This window comes from Roseobacter sp. YIN89 (genome assembly GCF_057219365.1).
On record NZ_JBXVVD010000001.1, the window covers coordinates 154820 to 176028 of the forward strand.

Below are 21209 nucleotides of genomic sequence, written 5' to 3' on the forward strand. Positions count from 1 at the left end.
CTGATGGGACATGAAAAGCGGGATGTCGATGCCGCCTACGCGCTGGAGACACCAGATGACAACCGCAAGCTTTATGCCGGTTGGGCGGACACCTATGATGAGGATTTTGCCGCGCGCATGAATTTTCTGATGCCCGGGCATGTGGCCGAGCTTTTTGGTGAATTGCGCGGTGCGGGTCCGGTGTTGGACGCAGGGGCGGGAACAGGGTTGGTCGGGCAGGCGCTAGCAGCACACCACACCGTCGCGATTGACGCGCTTGATCTATCTCCTGAAATGCTGCGCGTTGCAGGGTCAAAGGGCGTCTACCGCAACCTGATAGAGGCCAATTTGCTTGAGACGCTCCCGATTGACGATGGTGTCTATCGCGCGGTGCTGAGTTCGGGCACCTTTACTCATGGTCACGTTGGCCCCGAAGCGCTGGACGAGTTGCTGCGCGTGGCAGCGCCGGGTGCCTTGTTCGTGCTCACCATCAAGCGGGAGCATTACGAAGAACGGGGGTTTGCCGCGAAATTTGCGTCATTCGGTGACCGGATAACAGGACTTCAAACAGAAATGCGGGCCATCTATGGCGCAGGTGACGCCGGAGCACATGGTGAAGATCAGGGATTGATCGCAACGTTCCACCGGGCCTAGAGGCTGCCCTTCCAGACAAGCGCCCCGCTGCCGTCTTCCTGCCCGGGGCTGATGCCGTAGGCTTTGCGGTAGCTCTTGGAGAAATGCGAAAGCGATTTGAAACCGCAGGTGACGCAGATGTCCGTCACCGACAGATCGGTTTGCCGCAACAGATCGCGTGCTTTTTCCAGCCGCAGCCGCAGGTAATACCGCTTGGGGGAGGTGTTAAGGTGTTGGGCGAAAAGCCGCTCTAACTGCCGCGTGGACAAGGCGACGACCTGCGAGATCTCGTCCGGTGTCAGCGGCTCTTCGATGTTGTTTTCCATCACACGCAGCGCGAGACTGAGCTTGCCATGGCGCAGCATGCCGGACATCGGGCGCGCTGCCCGCTGGCTGTGACCGGGTGTGCGTGTATCGGTGTAGACCATTTGATCGGCCACCCATGTCGCCAATTCAGGGCCGTAATCGCGGCGGATACGTTCCAACATCATATCCATCGACGCAGCACCGCCTGCGGTCGTGAACACACGCCCGTCAATCGCATAGATCGCGTCTTCGATGATGACTTCGGGCAGAACTTCCGTCAGGGCGGTTCGATACTCCCAGTGGGTCGTCACGCGCTTGCCATCCAAAAGACCGGCGCGGGCCAGCACATAGGCACCAGAGGACAGCGCACCGAAATCCATGCCGCGTCGGGTTTCCCGCCGCAACCAGCTTAACAGCTTTTTGGACGTGGCCGCGCCGACGTTCTCGCCCGCGCACACGACGATCGTCTCATCGCGCGCCAGTTCGCAAAGTGCGCTGTCTGCGGTGACGGAGACACCATTATACGCTGGAACCGGTTCACCATTCTGGGAAAGAATGCGCCAGTCGTAGAACCTTTCATTCGACGGGTGGCGGTTCGCGAGGCTTAATGCCTCGAGTGCGCAGGAGAACCCCAACTGCGAATAGCCGGGCAGGAGCACAAAGGCGTATTTCTTCGGGCCGTCTGGTGGTGTCATGATCTTTGTTCGCGCCGCGCCATGGTCAGAATATCTTTCCTTTGGGTCGGCACATTAGCCTAGCGCGCCCGCTGGCGCGACACCTGTACCGCCAGAATACCTGCCGTGATAATGGCGACCCCCAGAAGATCCTGTGCGCCAAGCGGCTCGGCCAGCAGCACGGCGGCAATCGCCACGCCGAAAAACGGGTTCAGAAAGTGGAACGTTGCGGCGCGGGTCGCGCCGATCTGATTGACGAGCCAGAACCAGACGAAGGTGGCGGCAAGGCCGGGCACGAGAGTGGTATAGGCAAAGGCGGCAAACAGCTGCCAGCTTGGATCGACGCGGGGCGTTTCAAGCGCAAGCGTTGCTGCCCCCAGCGCCGCACTGCCGATCAGCATTTGCAACCCCACGATCATCAGAAAGTTGCCGCCGGAGGTTGCGCCGCGCACTGAAAGCGTGGCGATGGTCAGCGCGATCACAGCGATCACACAGAGGATCAGCCCGAACGGGTCGACGCCGCCGGAAATGCGCGCGCCCATGATCAGCGCGACGCCAACAACCCCGGCAATCAGCCCCGCGATGCCCAAGGGGCGCAAACGCTCGCCAAAGGCGACCCAACTCGCGAGGGCGACGAGCAGTGGCATGGTCGAGGCGATGATCGCTGCAACAGACGCCTGAATGGTCTGCATCGCCACGAAATTAAGACCCAGATACACCGCGTTCTGCAGAACCCCAAAAACGATGGTGGCCCGCCACTGCGCAGGTGTCAGGTGCCAGGATTGACCCATGGCACGGGCAATCGCTACGCCGAGCAGGCCTGATATGGCAAAACGCAAGGTCAGCGCGGCCAGTGGTGAGGCATCAGCAACGATGATCCTTGCCGAGGTAAACGCCGACGACCACATTACGGCGAATGCAAGGCCCATCAAAATTGCGCGAATGTCCATGACCGGTGATGCCCGCCGCTGCAGTTCTTGCGCGACACTCGGACAATCCGCAGCAAGTTACAACCTCTTGACCTTTGGCCCCTTGCAGGTTTGTGGTGCCGTGACGGAATAAGGATGCTCCGGATGATTACCGCAGAAACACTGATGATTTTTGTTACGGCTTCGGTCGCGCTGAGTTTGGCTCCGGGGCCCGACAATATCTTTGTTCTCACACAGTCGGCGGTACACGGCCGGTTGGCAGGTTTGTTTGTGGTGCTTGGGCTGATGACGGGCATTTTGGTACACACAGCGCTGGTGGCGGTCGGCGTTGCCGCAGTTTTCCAGACTTCAGCACTGGCATTTGCAGCGTTGAAAATTGCCGGAGCCGCGTATCTGATTTACCTCGCGGTGAAGGCGTTTCGCGCGGGAGCGGAAAAGATCACCGAAGCAGGGGCGGCAAACACGTCGCTGCGCAAGCTTTATGGCACCGGGGTGATCATGAATGTCACCAATCCAAAGGTCGCGATATTCTTTCTGGCGTTCCTGCCGCAGTTTGTGGACCCCACGTCAGGTTCGGTTCCGCTGCAAATCCTGTCTCTGGGTCTGACTTTTATATTGTGCACGCTGGTTGTGTTCGGCGGCATTGCGTTTCTCGCCGGATCGCTTGGGGGATGGCTGCGGCGCGTCCCGAGCGCACAGATCTGGTTGAACCGATTTGCCGGGGTTGTGTTCATCGGGCTTGCTGCGCGTCTGCTCGCGTCGAGCCGCTAGCCAACAAAAAAGGGCCACCCAAAGGTGACCCCGTTCAGGTTCGTGTGGTTTGGCCTTAGCCGTTCACACTGTCCTTCAGCGCTTTTGCGATGGTCATCTTTACCACCTTGTCAGCGTCTTTCTTGAATTGCTCGCCTGTGGCGGGGTTGCGCACCATGCGTTCTGGGCGTTCGCGGCAGTAGATTTTGCCAACGCCTGGCAGCGTTACAGCGCCACCGCCGGAAACTTCGCGCGTGATCAGATTGCAAACAGCATCCAGCGCAGCGCCTGCGGATTTCTTATCGGTCCCCATTTCTTCTGCCAGCGCGGCAACGAGTTGGGTTTTTGTCATTGGTTTCGCCATTTTATTCTCCTTCGCTGCCCGAAATAGGGCCTCATGCCGAGAATCTACCCGTATGTTGTGTGCGAACACAACGATTAGGTGTTAAAAATAACGAAAAACATGCGATTTTTTGCTGTTTTTTTAAGGATTCCGCTGCTCAGAGGAAGGCAGTTTCCTCAAATGACCGCAATTTTCGACTGTGGATGCGTTCAAGCGGGGTCGAGCGCAGCTGTTCCATGGCGTGAATGCCAATCATTAAATGCCGTGCAACCTGCGTTTTATAGAAGCTGGAGGCCATGCCGGGCAGCTTTAACTCGCCGTGCAGGGGTTTGTCCGAGACACATAAGAGCGTGCCGTAGGGAACCCGAAAGCGGAAGCCGTTGGCCGCAATTGTAGCGCTCTCCATATCCAGTGCGACCGCGCGGCTCTGGCTGAGCCGTTGCACAGGGCCGCGCTGCTCGCGCAGTTCCCAGTTCCGGTTGTCGAGGCTTGCAACTGTGCCCGTGCGCATGATGCGCTTGAGTTCGTAGCCTTCCAAGGCGGTAACCTGCGCAACCGCCTTTTCCAGCGCAATCTGGATTTCCGCCAGCGCCGGCACTGGCACCCACAAGGGCAGGTCGTCGTCCAGCACCTTGTCTTCGCGCAGATAGGCGTGCGCCAGCACGAAATCGCCAAGCGCCTGACTGTTGCGCAGGCCTGCGCAGTGACCGACCATCAACCACGCATGAGGCCGCAGCACAGCAATATGGTCGGTGGCTGTTTTGGCATTGGACGGGCCCACGCCGATATTGACCAAAGTGATCCCTGATCCATCCGCTCGCTTCAGGTGGTAGGTCGGCATTTGCGGGGTTTTCTTGCTCTCGGCGAGCGGTGCGTTGCCGTCGGTGATTTCGGCATTATCGGTTGAGACAAAGGACGTATAGCCGGAGGCCGGGTCGTTGAGTTGCGCGCGGGCGTAGGCTTCGAACTCGGAGACATAGAACTGGTAGTTCGTGAACAGAACGTAGTTCTGGAAATGCGCCGGATCCGTGGCCGTGTAATGTGCCAGCCGGGCCAGAGAGTAATCGATCCGCTGCGCGGTGAAGGGTGCTAGCGGCTGAACGTCATCGACAGGCGTGTGCGTGCCGTTCACGATGTCATCGTTTGTGGTCGAAAGGTCGGGGACATCAAAATAATCCCGCAGGGTGAAGTCTGCGGCACCTTCCTGTGGCACCGAGATACCGGCATCATTGGCTACGGCAAAATGCACGGGGATCGGCGTGTCGGAAATACCGATCTGAACCGGCTGGTCATGGTTGCTGATGAGCAGCTTGATCTGCTGCGTCAGGTAGTTGCGAAAGAGATCGGGCCGCGTGATCGTTGCCTGATAGCAGCCCGGGGCAGAGACATGGCCAAAGCTGAGGCGTGTGTCCACCTGTGCGTAGCTCGATGTCTCGAAGTGGATGGCAGGGTAGTAGGCGCGCACGCGCCCTGCCGGAGCGCCGTCGCTGAGCGCTTTGCCGAAGTGGGCGCACAGAAACTCGGTGGCCTGTGCGTACAGTTCCTCGAGGCGCGCGACTGCGGCTTTTGCATCGTGGAAGAATTCTGGTTTTGGCGTGTCGGGGGTCAGCATATCGGTCATGTGGGGGTATCCAGCACAGGGATGAATTCGAAAGTGCGCACGTCTACCAGCCCCAGATCGGAAATCCGCAGTTCGGGGATCACGACCAGGGCGAGCAAAGAGTGCTGCATATAGGCGTTGTTGAGGGTGCAGCCGCAGTCGCGCATGGCCTGCATCATGGCCTCCGCCTTGGCAGCAACTTCGGCAGCGGGCTGGTCAGACATGAGCCCGGCGATCGGCAGATCGACGAGGGCAAGCTCTTGGTCATCTTTGAAGATCACGATCCCCCCGCCGACGTCACCCAGTCGGTTGGCCGCAAGCGCCATCTGCGCGCGGTCGGTGCCCACGACGATGATGTGGTGGCTGTCATGGGCCACGGTGGAGGCCATTGCCATCCGCCCCTCGTAGCCGAACCCGGACACAAAGGCGTTTGTAACCTGCCCTGTGGCGCGGTGGCGCTCAACCAGTGCGATCTGGCACACCTCGCCACTGGCTTGCACGCGGCCCTCGGTCACGGGCAGTTCGAATTTCAGCGCTTTGGTCGGTGCCTGATTTTCGACCACACCAATGACATTGGCCGTGACCGCGTTCGCACCGGTGGGGGCGTCGATGGTGAAATCGGCTTGGGTCAGCGATTTGCCCATATGGACGGTGTTGCGCGCATGTGCGGGCCAGTCGAGGTGCGGGCAGTCGACCAGACATACGCCGTCGCGGGCCACGATTTCCCCGCGCGCGATGACAATGTCCATCGGCAGAGTCGTCAGGTCGGGTGTCAGGATCACATCTGCACGACGCCCGGGTGTCAGGCTTCCAATCTCGCGCTCGAGCCCGAAGTGGGTGGCGGTGTTGATCGTTGCCATCTGCAACGCGACAACCGGATCGCAGCCGCAGTCAATCGCGTGGCGTACCACGCGGTTCATGTGGCCGTCGTTTATCAGTGTGCCAGAGTGGCAGTCGTCCGTGCACAGGATCATGTTACGCGGATCCAGCCCCTTTTCCGTGATCGCGGTGATCTGGCTTTCGACATCGTACCAGGCAGACCCCAGCCGGATCATCGAACGCATGCCCTGCCGCATACGTGCCACCGCATCGGCCTCACAGGTGCCTTCGTGATCGTCAGCGGGCCCGCCGGCGACGTAGCCCGCAAAAGCGGGGCCAAGATCGGGCGACGCGTAGTGCCCCCCGACCGTTTTGCCGGCTCTTTGGGTTGCTGCAATCTCTGCCAGCATCTTGGCATCCGCGGCGGTCACGCCGGGAAAGTTCATCATTTCGCCCAGCCCGATGATCCCGGGCCATGCCATCGCCTCGGCCACATCCTGTGGCGTAATCTCGAATCCGGTGGTTTCCATCCCCGGCGCTGACGGTGCGCAGGAGGGCATCTGTGTAAAGACATTCACCGGTTGCATCAGCGCCTCGTCGTGCATCATGCGCACACCTTCAAGGCCCAGCACGTTTGCGATCTCGTGGGGGTCGGTGAACATCGAGGTCGTCCCGTGCGGGATCACGGCGCGGGCAAATTCAGCAGGCGTCAGCATGCCGCTTTCGATGTGCATATGCCCGTCGCACAGGCCGGGTATCATAAAGCGGCCGGCGGCATCGATGATCTGCGTATCAGGGCCGGTCGCATGGGTCGCATCCGGCACAACACAGGCGATTCTGCCTTTGACGATCGCGATGTCGTGGCCGTCGAGGATTTCGCGGGTATGGACATTGACCCAGCGTCCGCCGCGGATCATCATGTCTGCCGGAGCACGGCCGGTAGCGACGGCAATCAGGTCGGCGGCAACATCTGGCCACGAGGGGAAAGCAGCATGCGTCATGGCCTTACGTGCCACGGGATCAAGAGATGTTCAAGACAGGGGGCGGGAGATGGACTTTGAAACCGTTTCTGCGGATGATTTCGGCAAAAGCCTGCGAGGCCTTGGCGTCAATGTGCTGGTGCGCGATGTCCGGGCAAGCGCAGGGTTTCTGCGCGACGTGTTCGGGCTGGGAATTCACAGGCTGAGCGATGACTTTGCGATCGTGTCTTATGGCACTCAGGTGTTCCAATTACACAGCGACGGGACTTATCACAGCAACCCGTTGCTGAACCTGCTGCCAGAGAACCCGCCGCGTGGCGCGGGTGTCGAACTGCGTCTGTACGATACTGACCCCGACGCGGCGGTGGCGCGCGCCGAAGCGCTGGGCGCTGTCATCCTGCAGGCAGCAACCGACAAGCCGCATGGTCTGCGCGAGGCATATATTCTGTGCGATGACGGATACGCGTGGGTGCCGAGCCGCGCGCTGTGATGCGACTGCGCGCGGTTGGAACGAAAGCACACATATGCGCGTTTGCCTGCCAACTGATGGCTTGGCAAACAGATGAACAGTAGACCCGATCTCATATACTACCCGGACACAGAGCCGGGGATACGGCGCCAGCGCCGCGGTCGTGGTTTCTCCTACACGGCCCCTGATGGCACCCGTATCGATCGCCTTGCCGAACGCAAGCGCATTGCCGCGCTCGGGATACCGCCCGCCTATGAAGATGTTTGGATATGCCCGAAGCCAATGGGATATTTGCAGGCGACCGGCCGAGACGCACGAAGCCGCAAACAGTACCGATACCACCCCGACTGGACGGCTTACCGCGCCGCGCGCAAGTTCGATCATCTGGCGGATTTCGGCGACGCCCTGCCGCGCATCCGCCGCGCCATTCTGCAGGATTTGAAAGGTGAGCCCGGTACCCGTGATTTTGCCATTGCAGCAATTCTGGCTTTGCTGGACCGCGCGTCGATGCGGTTGGGCCATCCGGAGTATACGCGGCAAAACAGCTCTTATGGCGCGACAACACTGACCGCGGAAAATGTCACGCTTGACGGATCAGAGATCCGCCTCGATTACCGCGCAAAGGGCGGGCAGCGTGTCCGCAAGGCATTGCGCGACGGGACCCTGAACAAGACGCTGTCGCGGCTTGATGATCTGCCGGGCAAAAGCCTTGTCAGCTGGATTGACAGCAGCGGTTGCGCGCAGCGTGTCACATCGGAGGCCGTGAATATGCGATTGCAGGAACTGACCGATCTGGAAGAAGTTACTGCCAAGACGTTTCGGACTTGGAACGGGTCCACAGCCGCGATGCAGGTGGCCCGCGCAGAGGGGGCTTTGTCAATCAAGGCCATGGCGACGGCTGCGGCCGAGCGACTGCACAACACAGCGAGTGTGGCGCGCAACAGTTACATCCATCCCGATGTTATCGCGCTGTCCGGCACTGCGGCTGAAGACAGGCAGGCGTTGTTTGATGCCGCGCGGCCCCGTACCGGCTTGCGCCAGGCAGAAAGTGCGCTGCTGGTGCTGCTGAAAGATGGAAGAATCCCGCGTCAAAAGTCGCAAAAACGCTAGCGTGTCGCGAAAGGTCATGGTTCTACTTGGGAGATACCACGCTTCAGGAGGCATTTATGACCGCTGTTCACCCGCTCCCGAATCTGGAAAACTGGCAGGAACGCGTAGACTTGGCCGCTGCATTTCGCTGGACAGTTCGGCTGAACATGCATGAGGCGGTGGCAAACCATTTCAGTCTCGCGATCAATGATGATGGCACCAAGTTTCTCATGAACCCCAACCAGATGCATTTTTCGCGCATCAAGGCGTCCGACCTCATTGTTGTCGATGCAAACGATCCCGAAGCTTTGCAAGGCCCGGATGCGCCGGATCCGACGGCATGGGGTTTGCACGGCGGGTTGCACCGCCATTGCCCGCATGCGCGGTGCGCGATGCATGTCCATTCCCCCTATGCCACTGCACTGGCCAGCCTGTCGGATAGTGTGCTGCCGCCCGTGGACCAAAACGCCTGCATGTTCTTTGACCGACAGGTTGTCGACGACAGCTACGGCGGGCTTGCCTTTGAAGAAGAAGGCGAGCGCTGTGCGCGCCTCTTTGATGACCCCAAAAAGAAGGTCATGGTCATGGGCAACCACGGGGTGATGGTCATCGGTGATACTGTGGCCGAAACCTTTAACCGGATGTACTATTTTGAACGGGCCTGCATGAATTATTTTCTTGCCTTGCAAACAGGCAAGCCGCTGCGGTTCATCCCGGATGACATTGCCGAAAAAACAGCGCGCGAAATCGAAGAATACCCTGAACAGGACATACGCCATCTGGCAGAGCTCAAGGCGATCCTTGATGAAGAAGGCTCCACGTATGCCCAATGATGCCGAAGCGCGTGAGGCTGGGCGTTGGAATTACAGACCGGAAACGCCACTGGCGCAAAACCCGCTATTCCGGTGGCCGCCGAATGTGCCGGCCACCTTGCGCTGGTATGCGGCGTATTGGGTTGAAATATCCACGACCACCTTGTGTTTCGGTTTTGCCTTAGCTGCCTATTTTCTACTGCTACCACCATTGTCGCAGATGCAGACACTCGAACTGGGGTGGGTCTTACGTGTCTGGGCCGCCAATCTGGTGCCGCAAGTGGCCTGCGCGGGGGCTTTGCACTACTGGCTGATTATCCGAAAAGGTCAGGGCACCCAGACCAAATACGACCCGCGCGACCAATCTCGGAGCAACGGAACCTTTACCTTTGGCAATCAGGTCTACGACAATATGTTCTGGCATATCGCCAGGGGCATAACGTTATGGACGGCGGCTCAGGTTCTTGTCTTTTGGGCAATGGCAAACGGGTATGCGCCGGCCCTGTTTTTTCCGGATAACCTGCTGTGGTTTATGGCATTTTTTGTTATTCTGCCAATCTGGTCGAGCTTTCATTTCTATTGGGTGCATCGCCTGCTGCACTGGCCGCCGCTCTACAAGCTGGCGCATGCGCTACACCACAGGAATGTCAACGTCGGGCCTTGGTCAGGCATTGCGATGCATCCGATCGAGCATCTGCTGTTTTACACGAATTTCCTGATACATTTCGTGGTGCCAAGTCATCCTTTGCATGTGCTCTTTCACGGCTACGTGCAATCAACCCACCCTGTGTTTTCGCATTCGGGTTTCGAAGAGATCGTACTGGATGGAAAGCCGCGCATGACGGCGGGTGCTTTCTTTCACCAACTCCACCACCGCTACTTCGAATGTAACTACGGCACTGTCGAGATGCCGTGGGACCGGTGGTTTGGCAGCTATCATGATGGTTCTGCACAGGCGACAGACGAGACGCGCGCACGTAAAAAGCAGATGTATACCTGAGATGATCTGGGAATTGGCAATAGACGATCTGAAGAGGTGGACCAGCACGCGGCGTTTGGGAAAGCGGCAGTAGTTTTCGCCCTTCCCTCACACTTGAACACAAAGATCACCACCATGACAATTTACGGCCTGACCGAAGAGCACCAGATGATTGCGGATACCGTCCGCAGCTTTGTCGAGAATGAAATCTACCCGCACGAAGAATTGGTTGAGCGCACCGGTGAAGTGCCTGCCGAGATCGCGCAAGAGATCAAGCAAAAGACCATTGATTTGGGGTTTTACGCCTGCAATTTCCCTGAAAGTGTCGGATGTGCCGGTCTGAACCATGTGGAGTTTGCGTTGGTAGAGCGCGAGTTGGGCCGCGGGTCGATGGCGCTTAATCACTTTTTCGGGCGGCCGCAAAATATCCTGATGGCCTGCGAGGGAGAACAGGTCGACCGTTACCTGATGCCGGCTGTACGCGGCGAGCGGATGGATGCGCTTGCAATGACAGAGCCCGGTGCCGGATCAGATGTGCGTGGCATGAAATGCAGCGCTGTGCGTGATGGGGGTGACTGGGTTGTCAACGGAACCAAACATTTCATTTCCGGGGCCGATCACGCGGATTTCCTGATCGTCTTTATCGCCACGGGCGAAGACCAGACGCCAAAGGGCCCGAAAAAGCGCATAACCGCGTTTTTGGTGGACCGGGGTACGCCGGGGTTCACGATCCGGGACGGATACAAGTCGGTCAGCCACCGCGGGTACAAGAACATGGTGCTGGATTTTGATGACTGCCGCCTGCCGGACGCACAGGTTCTGGGCGACGTGGACGGTGGTTTTGAAGTGATGAACACCTGGCTTTATGCCACGCGGATCACAGTAGCCGCAATGAGCGTGGGACGCGCGCGGCGGGTGTTTGATTTTGCTTTGCAATATGCGGCCGAACGCGAACAGTTTGGCCAGAAGATCGGCAAGTTTCAGGGCATTAGTTTTCAACTTGCCGATATGATTACCGAAATCGATGCAGCAGACCTGCTGACATTGTCGTCAGCAGACCGGCTTGACCGGGGAGTGCCGGCCAATCGTGAGATCGCCTCGGCCAAGCTTTATGCAAGCGAAATGCTGGCCCGCGTCACGGATGCTGCGATCCAGATCCACGGCGGAATGGGGTTGATGGACGACTATCCCCTTGAGCGGTTCTGGCGCGACGCGCGTGTAGAACGGATTTGGGATGGGACATCCGAGATACAGCGACACATCATCAGCCGCGATCTTTTGCGCGCGCTCGGGGCATGAGAATTCATGCCTCCGGCGGGGATAATTGAAAGTCAAGGAAATCAGGTAAAGGGCGATCTGAACAGGTTGCTTGCGCCGCGTTCAATTGTGGTCGTCGGCGGAGGTGCGTGGTGCCGGCAAGTGGTACTGCAGTGTCAGGCGATGGGATTTCAGGGAGACATCTATCGGGTTCATCCGGATCCCGCGCCGGTTGGCGGGATTGCAGCCGTCGCTGCGTTGAGCGATTTGCCTGTCGTGCCAGACGCCGCATTTCTCGGGATCAACAGGCGTGCGACGATTGCTGCTGTGCGGGCGTTGTCTGAAAGTGGTGCCGGGGGCGCTGTATGTTTTGCGTCGGGTTTCTCGGAGGCTTCTGCCGAAGATGCGGGGGGCGTTGATCTGCAAAACGCTTTGGTGGCTGCCGCCGGCGACATGCCGATCCTAGGGCCCAACTGCTATGGGTTTATCAATGCGCTTGACGGCGCTCTGCTATGGCCTGACCAGCATGGGTGCCAGCCGGTGGCGCGCGGTGTGGCCATCCTGACGCAAAGTTCGAATATCGCGATTAACCTGACTATGCAGCGTCGTGGATTGCCTGTCGCTTTCACGGTGACTTGCGGAAATATGGCGCAGACAACGCAGGCCCAGATCGCCTTGAGTTTGTTGCAGGACGACCGTGTCACCGCCATTGGCCTGCACATCGAAGGGTTTGACGACACGGCCTCGTGGCACGCCGTGGCGCAGGCCGCGCAAAATCGGGGTGTGCCAATCATCGCTTTGAAGGTCGGCTCATCGGAGCAGGCGCGCGCCGCGACTGTGTCCCATACCGCGTCGTTGGCAGGGAGTGACGCAGGCGCGCGGGCGTTGATGCAGCGGCTGGGATTTGCGCAGGTCTTTGATCTGTCGAGTTTTCTGTCGGCTTTGATGATCGGGCATTGCACAGGCGGGGTGGCGACCAAGCGCATAGCGTCGATCAGTTGTTCCGGCGGCGAAGCCTCACTGGTAGCTGACAGCGCAACGCGTTTGGGTCTGGAGTTTCCTCCATTGAAGCAAGCACAGCGCGCGGCGTTGGCTGCGGCTCTGGGCCCGATGGTGGCTTTGTCGAACCCGCTCGACTACCACACCTATGTTTGGGGAGATGCGGAGAAAATGGCGGCTGCATGGCTGCCGATGGCTGACCCGCAGATCGGTATTTTGCTGATCGTTCTGGATTACCCGCATACGGATGCCAGCGATTGGCAGGCCGCAACCGAGGCCGCGATTGCGGTGCGGCAGCGGTCGGATCGGCCCTTGGCAGTGGTGGCCACCTTGCCCGAACTGATGCCTACGGCTGTGGCTAGGGAGTTGTTGGCAGCAGGTGTGATCCCGCTGAACGGGTTGCAGGATGCGCTGGTGGCGATTGCCGCGCTGGCGGAACGGGCCCCTCCTGCAAAGGTGCCATCTTTGCCGGCGCGCGCGGCGGTTGCCTCAAAAGCGATTTCGGAAGCGGATGGCAAGGCACTGCTTGGCAGGTTTGGCGTTTGCGTACCAAAAGGAACGGTGGTGCCCGCGGGTCAAGACTTGCGCGGTCGCGCCCAGAGCCTCACCGCGCCGCTCGCGCTTAAATCTGATGGTCTTGCGCACAAGTCGGATGCGGGAGGCGTGCGGTTGCACCTTGATCACGGGGAGCTTGACCGCGCTGCGGCAGCAATGCCGGGTGATCAGTTTCTGGTCGAAGAGATGGTGACCGGGGGTGTGGCCGAATTGCTGGTCGGGGTCGTCCGGGATGATGCGCACGGTTTTGTGCTGACATTGGCGCCGGGTGGCGTTCTGACCGAGTTATGGAACGATCGCGTATCTTTGCTGCTGCCCGTGATGCGCGCTGATGTTGAGACCGCCCTCGACAGTTTGAGAACGGGTGTTTTGCTTCGTGGCTATCGCGGTGCTCAGGCAGCGGACATTTCCGCGATATGGCAAGCTGTCGACGCGGTGCAGCGATGTGTCATGGCGCAGGCGGATGAAATCTGCGAAATTGAGATCAACCCGCTGATTTGTACACCAACCGGCGCTTGGGCCGCCGACGCGCTCGTCGTCGTCGCCCTACTCGAAAATGATACAAGGAGCCCAAACGAATGAGCCCGATCAAAACTCAACGCGACGGTGCGGTGCTGGAAGTGACGCTGGACCGGCCCAAGGCGAATGCGATCGATCTGCAGACTTCCCGTCTTATGGGAGAGACGTTTGCTGCTTTTCGCGACGACCCCGAGTTGCGCGTTGCCGTGATTACCGGCGGAGGAGACAAGTTCTTTTGTCCCGGGTGGGATCTCAAGGCGGCAGCGGATGGCGATGCCGTAGACGGAGACTACGGTGTTGGCGGCTTTGGCGGATTGCAGGAACTGCGCGATCTGAACAAACCGGTGATCGCTGCCGTGAATGGAATTTGTTGTGGTGGTGGTCTGGAACTCGCCCTGAGCGCTGACATGATACTTGCCGCAGACCATGCCACTTTTGCGTTGCCAGAGATACGCTCTGGTACCGTGGCGGATGCCGCTTCGGTCAAGCTGCCAAAACGCATCCCGTATCATATCGCGATGGAGCTTTTGCTGACCGGGCGGTGGTTTGATGCGCAGGAAGCGCAGGGCTGGGGATTGATCAACGAAATCATGCCTGGTGATGCGTTGATGGCACGCGCGCGAGAACTGGCCGCGCTTCTCGCTTCGGGGCCGCCGCTGGTCTACGCGGCGATCAAGGAGATTGTGCGAGATGCCGAGGACGCCAAGTTTCAGGATACGATGAATCGTATCACCAAGCGGCAGCTGGCAACTGTCGACACGCTTTATGCGTCTCAGGACCAGCAAGAGGGGGCGCTGGCTTTTGCGGAAAAGCGCGACCCGGTGTGGAAAGGACGGTAGCGCGCGTTTGCAAAAGCGCGGCCCTTGCGCTTTAACTCGCTGAGAGTGCAGAGCGAGATCCTGAACCCCGATGAAAATCCTGTTCGTCCACCAGAATATGCCCGGTCAGTACCGTGAAATGGTGCAATGGCTGACAGCGAACCAGTCGCACGAGATCGCCTTTCTGACCCAGCGGCGCAACCCGCCGCGTTTCGACGGCGTGAACACGGTAATTTACAAGCCCCACCATGTGCCTGACAAGAAAGCTTACGGTTTGTCCAAGGTGTGGGAACAGGCGACCGGCGTGGGCTTTGGTGCGGCAATGGCCGCACGTACGTTGGAACAGGACCACGGCTTTAAACCCGATATCGTGGTGGGGCACGTGGGGTGGGGAGAACTGACTTTTTTCAAGCAGATTTGGCCGGACGTGCCGATCATCGGATTCTTTGAATACTACTACAAGATGGAAGGTGGCATTGTCGGATTTGATCCGATGGAGCCGACGAGTGAGCATTCACCGTTTTTGTTGGAAGCGCGCAACGCGGTGCCTTTGGCGAATATCGAAACGGTCGATCTTGGGCAGTGCCCGACCGAATGGCAGCGGGACCGGTTCCCGCCTAGTTTCCACGACCGGATGTATGTCTGCCATGATGGCATCCGTACCGACCTTCTGGTGCCTGACCCTGATGTGACGCTGGGGCTGTCGCGTCTGAGCCGCCCCGTCAACAGAGATGACGAGATCATCACTTATGTCGCGCGCAACCTCGAAACCACGCGCGGATTTCACATCCTCATGCGCGCGCTGCCGCGGATTTTGCGCGAGCGGCCCAAGGCGCGCATTTTGGTGCTTGGGGGCAACGATGTCTCTTACGGAGGCAAAAGCGCGCACCCCGGCGGTTTGCGCGCAAAGATGGAAGCCGAGGTTGGCGCAGATATGGACTGGAGCCGCTGCCATTTTCTGGGGCAGGTGGCGTACCAGGATTTTTGCAAGATCATTCAGATCAGTCGCTGCCATATCTATCTGACGATGCCGTTTGTTCTGTCTTGGTCAATGATGGAAGCAATGTCGATGCAGGCAACGATCGTGGCGTCGGATGTGCTGCCCGTCCGCGAGATGTTGACACACGGCGAGACCGGCTTGCTTGTCGACTTTCACCAGCCGGACGCTCTGGCGTCGCAGGTAATTGATGTTCTTGCGAATACACCCGATTACCAGAAGTTGGGAGTGAATGCGCGTAGCTTTGTGCGCGAAAAGCATGACTTCCTGACAAAGTGTCTGCCGGAGCACATGCGGCGTATCAACTCGCTGGTGCCTGCTTCGCGTCAGATGGAAATACCTGGATGACGACCGCGCACCGCCCCGTGCTCGTATTGGGCGCATCGGGGCGTCTGGGGCATTTACTGCGTGCTGTTTGGCCGTCTGAAAGACCTGTCCGATGGCATGCGCGTCGCGGGACACCTGATAAGGTCAGCACCTGCGATATACTCAGTGACAGTGACGCGCTGCAGGCCTTGATGAACGGGGTGGGGGCCGTCGTTTGTCTGGCCGGGGTCACTGAGACCGCGGCCAAACGAACCGGCGCCTCCTATCAGGATAATTCGCGGCTTGCGGTTGCCTGTGTTCAGGCGGCTCAGAACACCGGATGCCCGCGTGTCCTGCTGATGTCATCTGCCGCTGTCTATGGGCGCGCTGCTGGCATAGTTGATGAAAAAAGCCCCACCAACGCCGTCTCGCCTTATGGCCAGTCAAAACTGGATATGGAGGCTGCGGCGTACCGCGCTGCCAAGGGCGGGGGCACGGAAGTAAGCTGTCTGCGGCTGGGCAACGTGGCCGGTGCGGATGCCGCCCTCGGCGGCTGGTCGCCCGGCGCAGAAATGGACAGTTTCCATTTCGGTCTGACACCACAGCGCAGCTACATCGGTATTGAAAGCCTTGCGCGTATCCTTATTGCGCTGGCCGATGCTGAAAGCGTGCCACAAGTCTTAAACGTCGCCGCCCCTGACATGGTAGCAATGGGTGAACTGCTGGATGCGGCCGGCTTGGCGTGGGCGTCGCGCCCCGCACCGTCCACCGCAATCGCGCAAGTCCATCTTGACGTTGCCATGCTGGAAAAGCTCTACCGGTTCGCGCCAACGGAAACGACACCTGATGCGATGGTCGCGCAATGGCGCAAGGCTGTGGCCGGATGCACTGCGGTGTCGTTATGACGTGGCGCAAGCGCATCTTCGATCTGTTTTTTACCAGCTTGCTGGTGGTGATCCTCGGGCCGGTGATTATCTGGCTGTTGTTTTATGTTTGGCGCAAGCAGGGCAGACCGATCTTTTACGCGGCTGAACGTATGAAGACCCCGCAAAAGTCGTTCCGGTTGTGGAAGTTGCGAACGATGACGGTTGTTGATGGTGACAGTGGCGTGACCGGCGGGCACAAAAACAGCCGCGTCACAGAGACAGGAGCATGGCTGCGCGCGCGCAGGCTGGATGAATTTCCGCAGCTTTGGAATCTGCTCAAAGGCGATCTGTCATTTGTGGGCCCGCGCCCGCCGTTGCGGGAATATGTGGAAAGGTACCCCGAACTTTATGCCGAGGTGCTCAAGTCGAGGCCGGGTGTCACCGGCCTTGCCACAATACGCTTCCACCAACATGAAGACAGGCTGCTTGCGCGTTGTTCAACAGCCGAGGAGGCCGATGCGATTTACACACAGGTTTGTATTCCCCGGAAAGCCAAACTTGATTTGATCTATCAGCGCCATCAAAGTACGTGCTACGATTTCGAACTTGTATTTGAGACTATTGGCAATCTGTTTCAGGGCAGAACGCGCCCAAAAAGGCGTCATAAGTCAAAGGACATGCCGTGATCGGCGAAACTTGGTGCGTTAGCACGCATAACGTGTAGACAGATAATTCATTGTTATGGCACCCTCCACGTCATAACGGGTCATTTAGCAGACCGGCCTGTGGGACGACAGCGACCAACACATGCCGCAACAAAAAGGAATAAGTTCGGACACATGAACCTATGCTGAACATCATCCAGACCATGTCGCGGTGGCAAAAGCGTGCGGTGCTTCTAGCGTTGCACGCTGGGCTTGTGCCACTGGCGCTGCTTGCTTCGGTGATCGTTTTCGATATCTCTGCGCTGCAAAGCGGCATGGTGGCGCTGATTGCGTTGATGACGCCCGCATTGATGATGTTAAGCGCTGTCCTGTCCTATCTGATGGGGCTCACCAGTGTGCCGCTGGCTGAGTCAGAGCATACGGACGTTGCACCAACAGCGCTGGTCGCGGTTGGGCTTACAGGTGCCTCGGCTGTCTTGTCCTCTCTGGTTGCCGCATCCGCACCGACCGGCCTGCACGTAGTCTTCGGTCTGACCTATTTTCTGCTATCCTTGCTGGCCCGATTGGCACTTTTGCGGATGGTCACATACCTTTATCAGCACTCGGCAGACCGTATCCGTGTTTTGATCTACGGCGCGGGCTCCACCGGAGCACAACTTGCCATCGCCCTGCGCAGCCACAAAGCAATCGAACCTGTTGCCTTTATTGACGACAACGTCACACTGCAGGGACTGCGTGTCAGCCGCCTGCCGGTCTACTCGCCACTGAAAATCGCAGAGATCGTGGCTGACCGACAGATCGACCGTGTGCTGCTTGCAGCGCCTTCCATGGGCCAGCCCAAACAGGCGCAACTTTTGCGCAAGCTCGAGACCATGGGTCTTGAGGTACAGGTGCTGCCCTCGTTCGCTCAGCTAATCGGGGAAGCGCCGCTGGTGGACAAGCTTACGCCCGCGTCCAAGCGTTTGTACCTTGGCCGAGACGAAATCGATGGTGTTTGGCAGACAGAACGCACTTGCTATGCCGACCGGGTCATCATGGTTACGGGCGCCGGAGGATCGATTGGCGCGGAGCTTTGTCGCCAGTTACTGGATTTGCATCCCTCAAAAATCGTTTTGCTGGAACTGAGCGAATTCGCTCTTTACACCGTCGATCTGGAGGTCCGCGCGCTCGCCGAAGGCCGCCCCATCGAAATCGTATCCGTGCTTGGGTCGGTGACGGAGTCTCGGCAAGTCCGGCAAGTCATGAAGGACCATGGCGTTCAGGTGGTTATCCACGCCGCAGCCTACAAACACGTGCCTCTGGTTGAAGACAATCCGATGGCGGGGCTGGTTAACAACGTGCTGGGCACGCAAACCCTTGTGCAACAGTCTTTGCTTGCGGGTATCGAACGCTTTATCCTAATTTCTTCTGACAAGGCCGTGCGTCCGGCGAATGTAATGGGGGCATCCAAGCGTCTGGCTGAAGGTGTGGTGCAGAATGCTGCCCGTCAGGTCGCGCACGACAGCGGACCGATCTTTTCTATTGTGCGCTTTGGCAATGTTTTAGGGTCTTCGGGGTCTGTCGTGCCGCTCTTTCAGGACCAGATCAACAGGGGTGGACCGGTTACCGTGACGGATCCTAATGTGATGCGTTATTTCATGACTGTGCAAGAAGCCGTCAAGCTGGTTCTGGAAAGTGGGTCGATGGCACGCGGGGATGACGTCTTTGTTCTGGATATGGGCGCACCGGTTTCCATCCTGCACCTTGCGCGTCAGGTGATCGAAAAGGCCGGCTATGCCGTTAAGGACGAAGCCACACCGCAAGGCGATATTGAGATTGTCATGACGGGGCTGCGCCGTGGCGAAAAGCTGGTGGAAGAACTGACCCTTTCCGACGACCTTCGCGCAACGGAGCACGCCAAGATTTTCTGCGCTCAGGAAGACAGTATTTCCGAGCAGGACATTACGCTCGCGCTGCGTCGGCTGCGCGAAGCGTTTGTTGCCAGTGATGATGCAATGGCCCGCAAAGTTGCCATGACCTTTGTCGAGACCGACGGGCTGATCCCCGACGGGCAGGCGATAAAGAGCATCCGCGCGTGATTTCAAGACCTTGAACCGCGTTGCAAGGCGCGTCACTCTGCTTGCATGAAACACTTGCTCTCTTTTGGTCACGGCTTTAGCGCGCAGGCCCTTTCCCGTCTGATTGCCGGTAACGGCTGGCGTGTCACCGGCACAACGCGCAGCGCAGAGCGTGCGGATGTTGTTAAAGCCAGCGGTGCCGCTGCTTTAATCTGGCCGGGTGCGTCGATTTCCGACGCTTTGGCCAGTGCAGACGCGCTGCTGATTTCTGCCGCGCCAGGTCGTGATGGCGATCCTGTGCTGGCCGAATTGAAAGAAGAGATTGCCGAGCGCGCTGACCAGTTCGACTGGGTTGGCTATTTGTCAACGACGGGCGTCTATGGCGATCATAAAGGCGGCTGGGTCGATGAGGGCACAGCGCTTTCACCGGCGACGCAACGCGGTCAGGCTCGGGTTGAGGCAGAAGCGGCGTGGCAGGAGATACCGGGTTTGCCGCTGCATATTTTCCGGTTAGCTGGCATATACGGGCCCGGGCGCGGACCTTTTGCCAAAGTCCGTTCGGGAAAAGCGCGGCGTATCATCAAAAAGGGCCAAGTCTTTAGTCGTATCCACGTCGAGGACATCGCGGCAGTACTTTTGGCCTCGCTGCATGCGCCGAACCCGGGGGCGATCTACAACCTCTGTGACGACGATCCTGCGCCGCCGCAGGATGTCATCTCCTATGCAGCCCACCTGCTTGGACTTCCGGAACCACCTGCCGAGGACTTTGAAACAGCCGAGATGACCCCCATGGCACGCAGTTTTTATGCCGAGAGCAAAAAGGTTCGAAATGACCGGATCAAGAATGAGCTGGGCGTGGTCTTGAAATATCCAGACTATAAAACAGGATTGCAGGCGTTGCTGCGGCAGGCAGATAACAACCGATAACCGGCGTGTTCGAGCGTGTTGGCTCACAGGGGTATGCAGGCAACTGCGTGACCGGTAATGCACTCAAAAGTTGTTGGGAATGTCTGATCTGCGAGCAATTTGCCTAAGCTTTGTGCGGATGTGAGCGTTGCAGTGAGGATACGCTGGGGCAGGTATTGATCTTTGACAAATAGGTCATAAATGCTGTCATATGTTGCTTTTGGATCAACCGCCCGCTGACCGGCATAGTGCGTTCGAAGATATTCAGGGAATTTTGATTGGTGCCGCCCTCGTGGCGCTGTCAATTCAATTCCTACGCGCCTCCGATCTTTTTACCGGGCAAATTGCAGGGCTGGCGCTGATCCTCAGTTATCCTACTGAATACAGTTTCGGTTTCCTGTTTTTCATGATGAACCTGCCCTTCTACGCGCTTGCGCTTTGGCAGATTGGATGGCGCTTTACGCTCAAAAGCCTTGTTGCGGTAACCGTGATGTCCGTTCTGGCAGACAGTCTGCCGCTGGTGCTGACGATCAACGATCTGCCGGACTGGTTGGGGGCCGCGATGTTCGGGCTGCTGGCAGGTGTGGGGTTGCTGTCTTTGTTCCGCCATGGGGCGACGTTGGGTGGCGTCGGGATCGTTGCGCTCCGGCTGCAAGACACGCGCGGGATCAAGGCGGGCAATACACAGCTGACGTTTGACATCTGTGTTTTTGCCGGAGCTTTGTGGCTGTTTCCATGGCAATCAGTGGCGTGGTCGCTGTTGGGAGCCGTAATCCTGAACGGGATCATGACCATCAACCACCGCAGGGACCGGTATATCACCCGATCCTGATGTGTGGCTTTCGTAACCGCACGTTCTGCACGCGAGGGGGCAGAGTATGGGCGCGGTGCCATATCTGCGC

At 58.7% G+C, this 21209-nt stretch carries 20 protein-coding genes; 15 read left to right on the forward strand and 5 right to left on the reverse strand.

Annotated features, from left to right (window positions below; genetic code table 11):
• Positions 1-3: 3 nt before the first annotated feature.
• The gene (locus AC2D8V_RS00735; RefSeq protein WP_484731596.1) at positions 4-633 is read left to right on the forward strand and encodes a class I SAM-dependent DNA methyltransferase; all 630 of its coding nucleotides are present in this window, start codon (positions 4-6) and stop codon (positions 631-633) included.
• Here AC2D8V_RS00735 and AC2D8V_RS00740 read toward each other — a convergent pair.
• Together AC2D8V_RS00740 and AC2D8V_RS00745 are read right to left on the reverse strand one after the other, a co-directional pair.
• A complete protein-coding gene (locus tag AC2D8V_RS00740; protein WP_484731597.1) occupies positions 630-1613 on the reverse strand; it encodes a GlxA family transcriptional regulator in 984 nt (327 codons plus the stop codon). The genes AC2D8V_RS00735 and AC2D8V_RS00740 overlap by 4 nt on opposite strands.
• 59 nt (positions 1614-1672) lie before the next feature.
• Positions 1673-2542, reverse strand: a complete 870-nt coding sequence (locus tag AC2D8V_RS00745) for a DMT family transporter (protein WP_484731598.1) — start codon at positions 2540-2542, stop codon at positions 1673-1675.
• A gap of 123 nt (positions 2543-2665) precedes the next feature.
• On the opposite strand from AC2D8V_RS00745, the gene AC2D8V_RS00750 reads away from it, so the two are divergent.
• On the forward strand, positions 2666-3292 hold the full coding sequence (locus AC2D8V_RS00750; protein WP_484731599.1) for a LysE family translocator: 627 nt from the start codon (positions 2666-2668) through the stop codon (positions 3290-3292).
• 55 nt (positions 3293-3347) lie between these two features.
• Here AC2D8V_RS00750 and AC2D8V_RS00755 read toward each other — a convergent pair whose 3' ends face one another.
• From AC2D8V_RS00755 to ade, 3 genes are all read right to left on the reverse strand, one after another.
• Positions 3348-3635 carry an HU family DNA-binding protein gene (locus AC2D8V_RS00755; RefSeq protein ID WP_484731600.1) on the reverse strand — a complete coding sequence of 96 codons (288 nt, stop codon included), beginning with the start codon at positions 3633-3635 and terminating at the stop codon, positions 3348-3350.
• Between the two features lie 136 nt (positions 3636-3771).
• A complete protein-coding gene (locus tag AC2D8V_RS00760; protein WP_484731601.1) occupies positions 3772-5235 on the reverse strand; it encodes an AMP nucleosidase in 1464 nt (487 codons plus the stop codon).
• Entirely contained in the window at positions 5232-7034 is a 1803-nt protein-coding gene (gene ade, locus AC2D8V_RS00765) for an adenine deaminase (protein WP_484731602.1), read from the reverse strand. Before ade ends, AC2D8V_RS00760 begins: the two co-directional genes overlap by 4 nt.
• Before the next feature lie 49 nt (positions 7035-7083).
• Here ade and AC2D8V_RS00770 point away from each other — a divergent pair, with 49 nt between their 5' ends.
• From AC2D8V_RS00770 to AC2D8V_RS00830, 13 genes are all read left to right on the forward strand, one after another.
• A complete protein-coding gene (locus AC2D8V_RS00770; RefSeq protein WP_484731603.1) occupies positions 7084-7503 on the forward strand; it encodes a VOC family protein in 420 nt (139 codons plus the stop codon).
• A 72-nt stretch (positions 7504-7575) separates the two neighbouring features.
• Positions 7576-8592 carry a DNA topoisomerase IB gene (locus AC2D8V_RS00775; RefSeq protein ID WP_484731604.1) on the forward strand — a complete coding sequence of 339 codons (1017 nt, stop codon included), beginning with the start codon at positions 7576-7578 and terminating at the stop codon, positions 8590-8592.
• A gap of 56 nt (positions 8593-8648) precedes the next feature.
• A complete protein-coding gene (locus AC2D8V_RS00780; protein ID WP_484731605.1) occupies positions 8649-9404 on the forward strand; it encodes a class II aldolase and adducin N-terminal domain-containing protein in 756 nt (251 codons plus the stop codon).
• Positions 9376-10383 (forward strand): sterol desaturase family protein, encoded by a 1008-nt coding sequence (locus tag AC2D8V_RS00785; RefSeq protein WP_484731606.1) that lies wholly within the window; start codon positions 9376-9378, stop codon positions 10381-10383. The genes AC2D8V_RS00780 and AC2D8V_RS00785 overlap by 29 nt, the downstream gene beginning before the upstream one ends.
• A gap of 114 nt (positions 10384-10497) precedes the next feature.
• Positions 10498-11661, forward strand: coding sequence for an acyl-CoA dehydrogenase family protein (locus AC2D8V_RS00790; RefSeq protein WP_484731607.1), 1164 nt, complete (start codon positions 10498-10500; stop codon positions 11659-11661).
• A 6-nt stretch (positions 11662-11667) separates the two neighbouring features.
• Positions 11668-13755 carry an acetate--CoA ligase family protein gene (locus tag AC2D8V_RS00795; protein ID WP_484731608.1) on the forward strand — a complete coding sequence of 696 codons (2088 nt, stop codon included), beginning with the start codon at positions 11668-11670 and terminating at the stop codon, positions 13753-13755.
• Positions 13752-14531 carry a carnitinyl-CoA dehydratase gene (locus AC2D8V_RS00800; RefSeq protein ID WP_484731609.1) on the forward strand — a complete coding sequence of 260 codons (780 nt, stop codon included), beginning with the start codon at positions 13752-13754 and terminating at the stop codon, positions 14529-14531. The genes AC2D8V_RS00795 and AC2D8V_RS00800 overlap by 4 nt, the downstream gene beginning before the upstream one ends.
• Before the next feature lie 70 nt (positions 14532-14601).
• Positions 14602-15855, forward strand: a complete 1254-nt coding sequence (locus AC2D8V_RS00805; protein ID WP_484731610.1) for a glycosyltransferase family 4 protein — start codon at positions 14602-14604, stop codon at positions 15853-15855.
• Positions 15852-16718: an NAD-dependent epimerase/dehydratase family protein gene (locus AC2D8V_RS00810; protein ID WP_484731611.1), complete on the forward strand. Its 867-nt coding sequence runs from the start codon at positions 15852-15854 to the stop codon at positions 16716-16718. Before AC2D8V_RS00805 ends, AC2D8V_RS00810 begins: the two co-directional genes overlap by 4 nt.
• Complete coding sequence (locus AC2D8V_RS00815) at positions 16715-17365, forward strand: sugar transferase (RefSeq protein WP_484731612.1); 651 nt, start codon at positions 16715-16717, stop codon at positions 17363-17365. Before AC2D8V_RS00810 ends, AC2D8V_RS00815 begins: the two co-directional genes overlap by 4 nt.
• 161 nt (positions 17366-17526) lie before the next feature.
• Positions 17527-19422, forward strand: coding sequence for a polysaccharide biosynthesis protein (locus AC2D8V_RS00820; RefSeq protein WP_484731613.1), 1896 nt, complete (start codon positions 17527-17529; stop codon positions 19420-19422).
• 45 nt (positions 19423-19467) lie between these two features.
• A complete protein-coding gene (locus AC2D8V_RS00825; RefSeq protein ID WP_484731614.1) occupies positions 19468-20328 on the forward strand; it encodes an SDR family oxidoreductase in 861 nt (286 codons plus the stop codon).
• Positions 20329-20518: 190 nt separating this feature from the next.
• Positions 20519-21139: a YitT family protein gene (locus tag AC2D8V_RS00830; protein ID WP_484731615.1), complete on the forward strand. Its 621-nt coding sequence runs from the start codon at positions 20519-20521 to the stop codon at positions 21137-21139.
• Positions 21140-21209 lie beyond the last annotated feature (70 nt).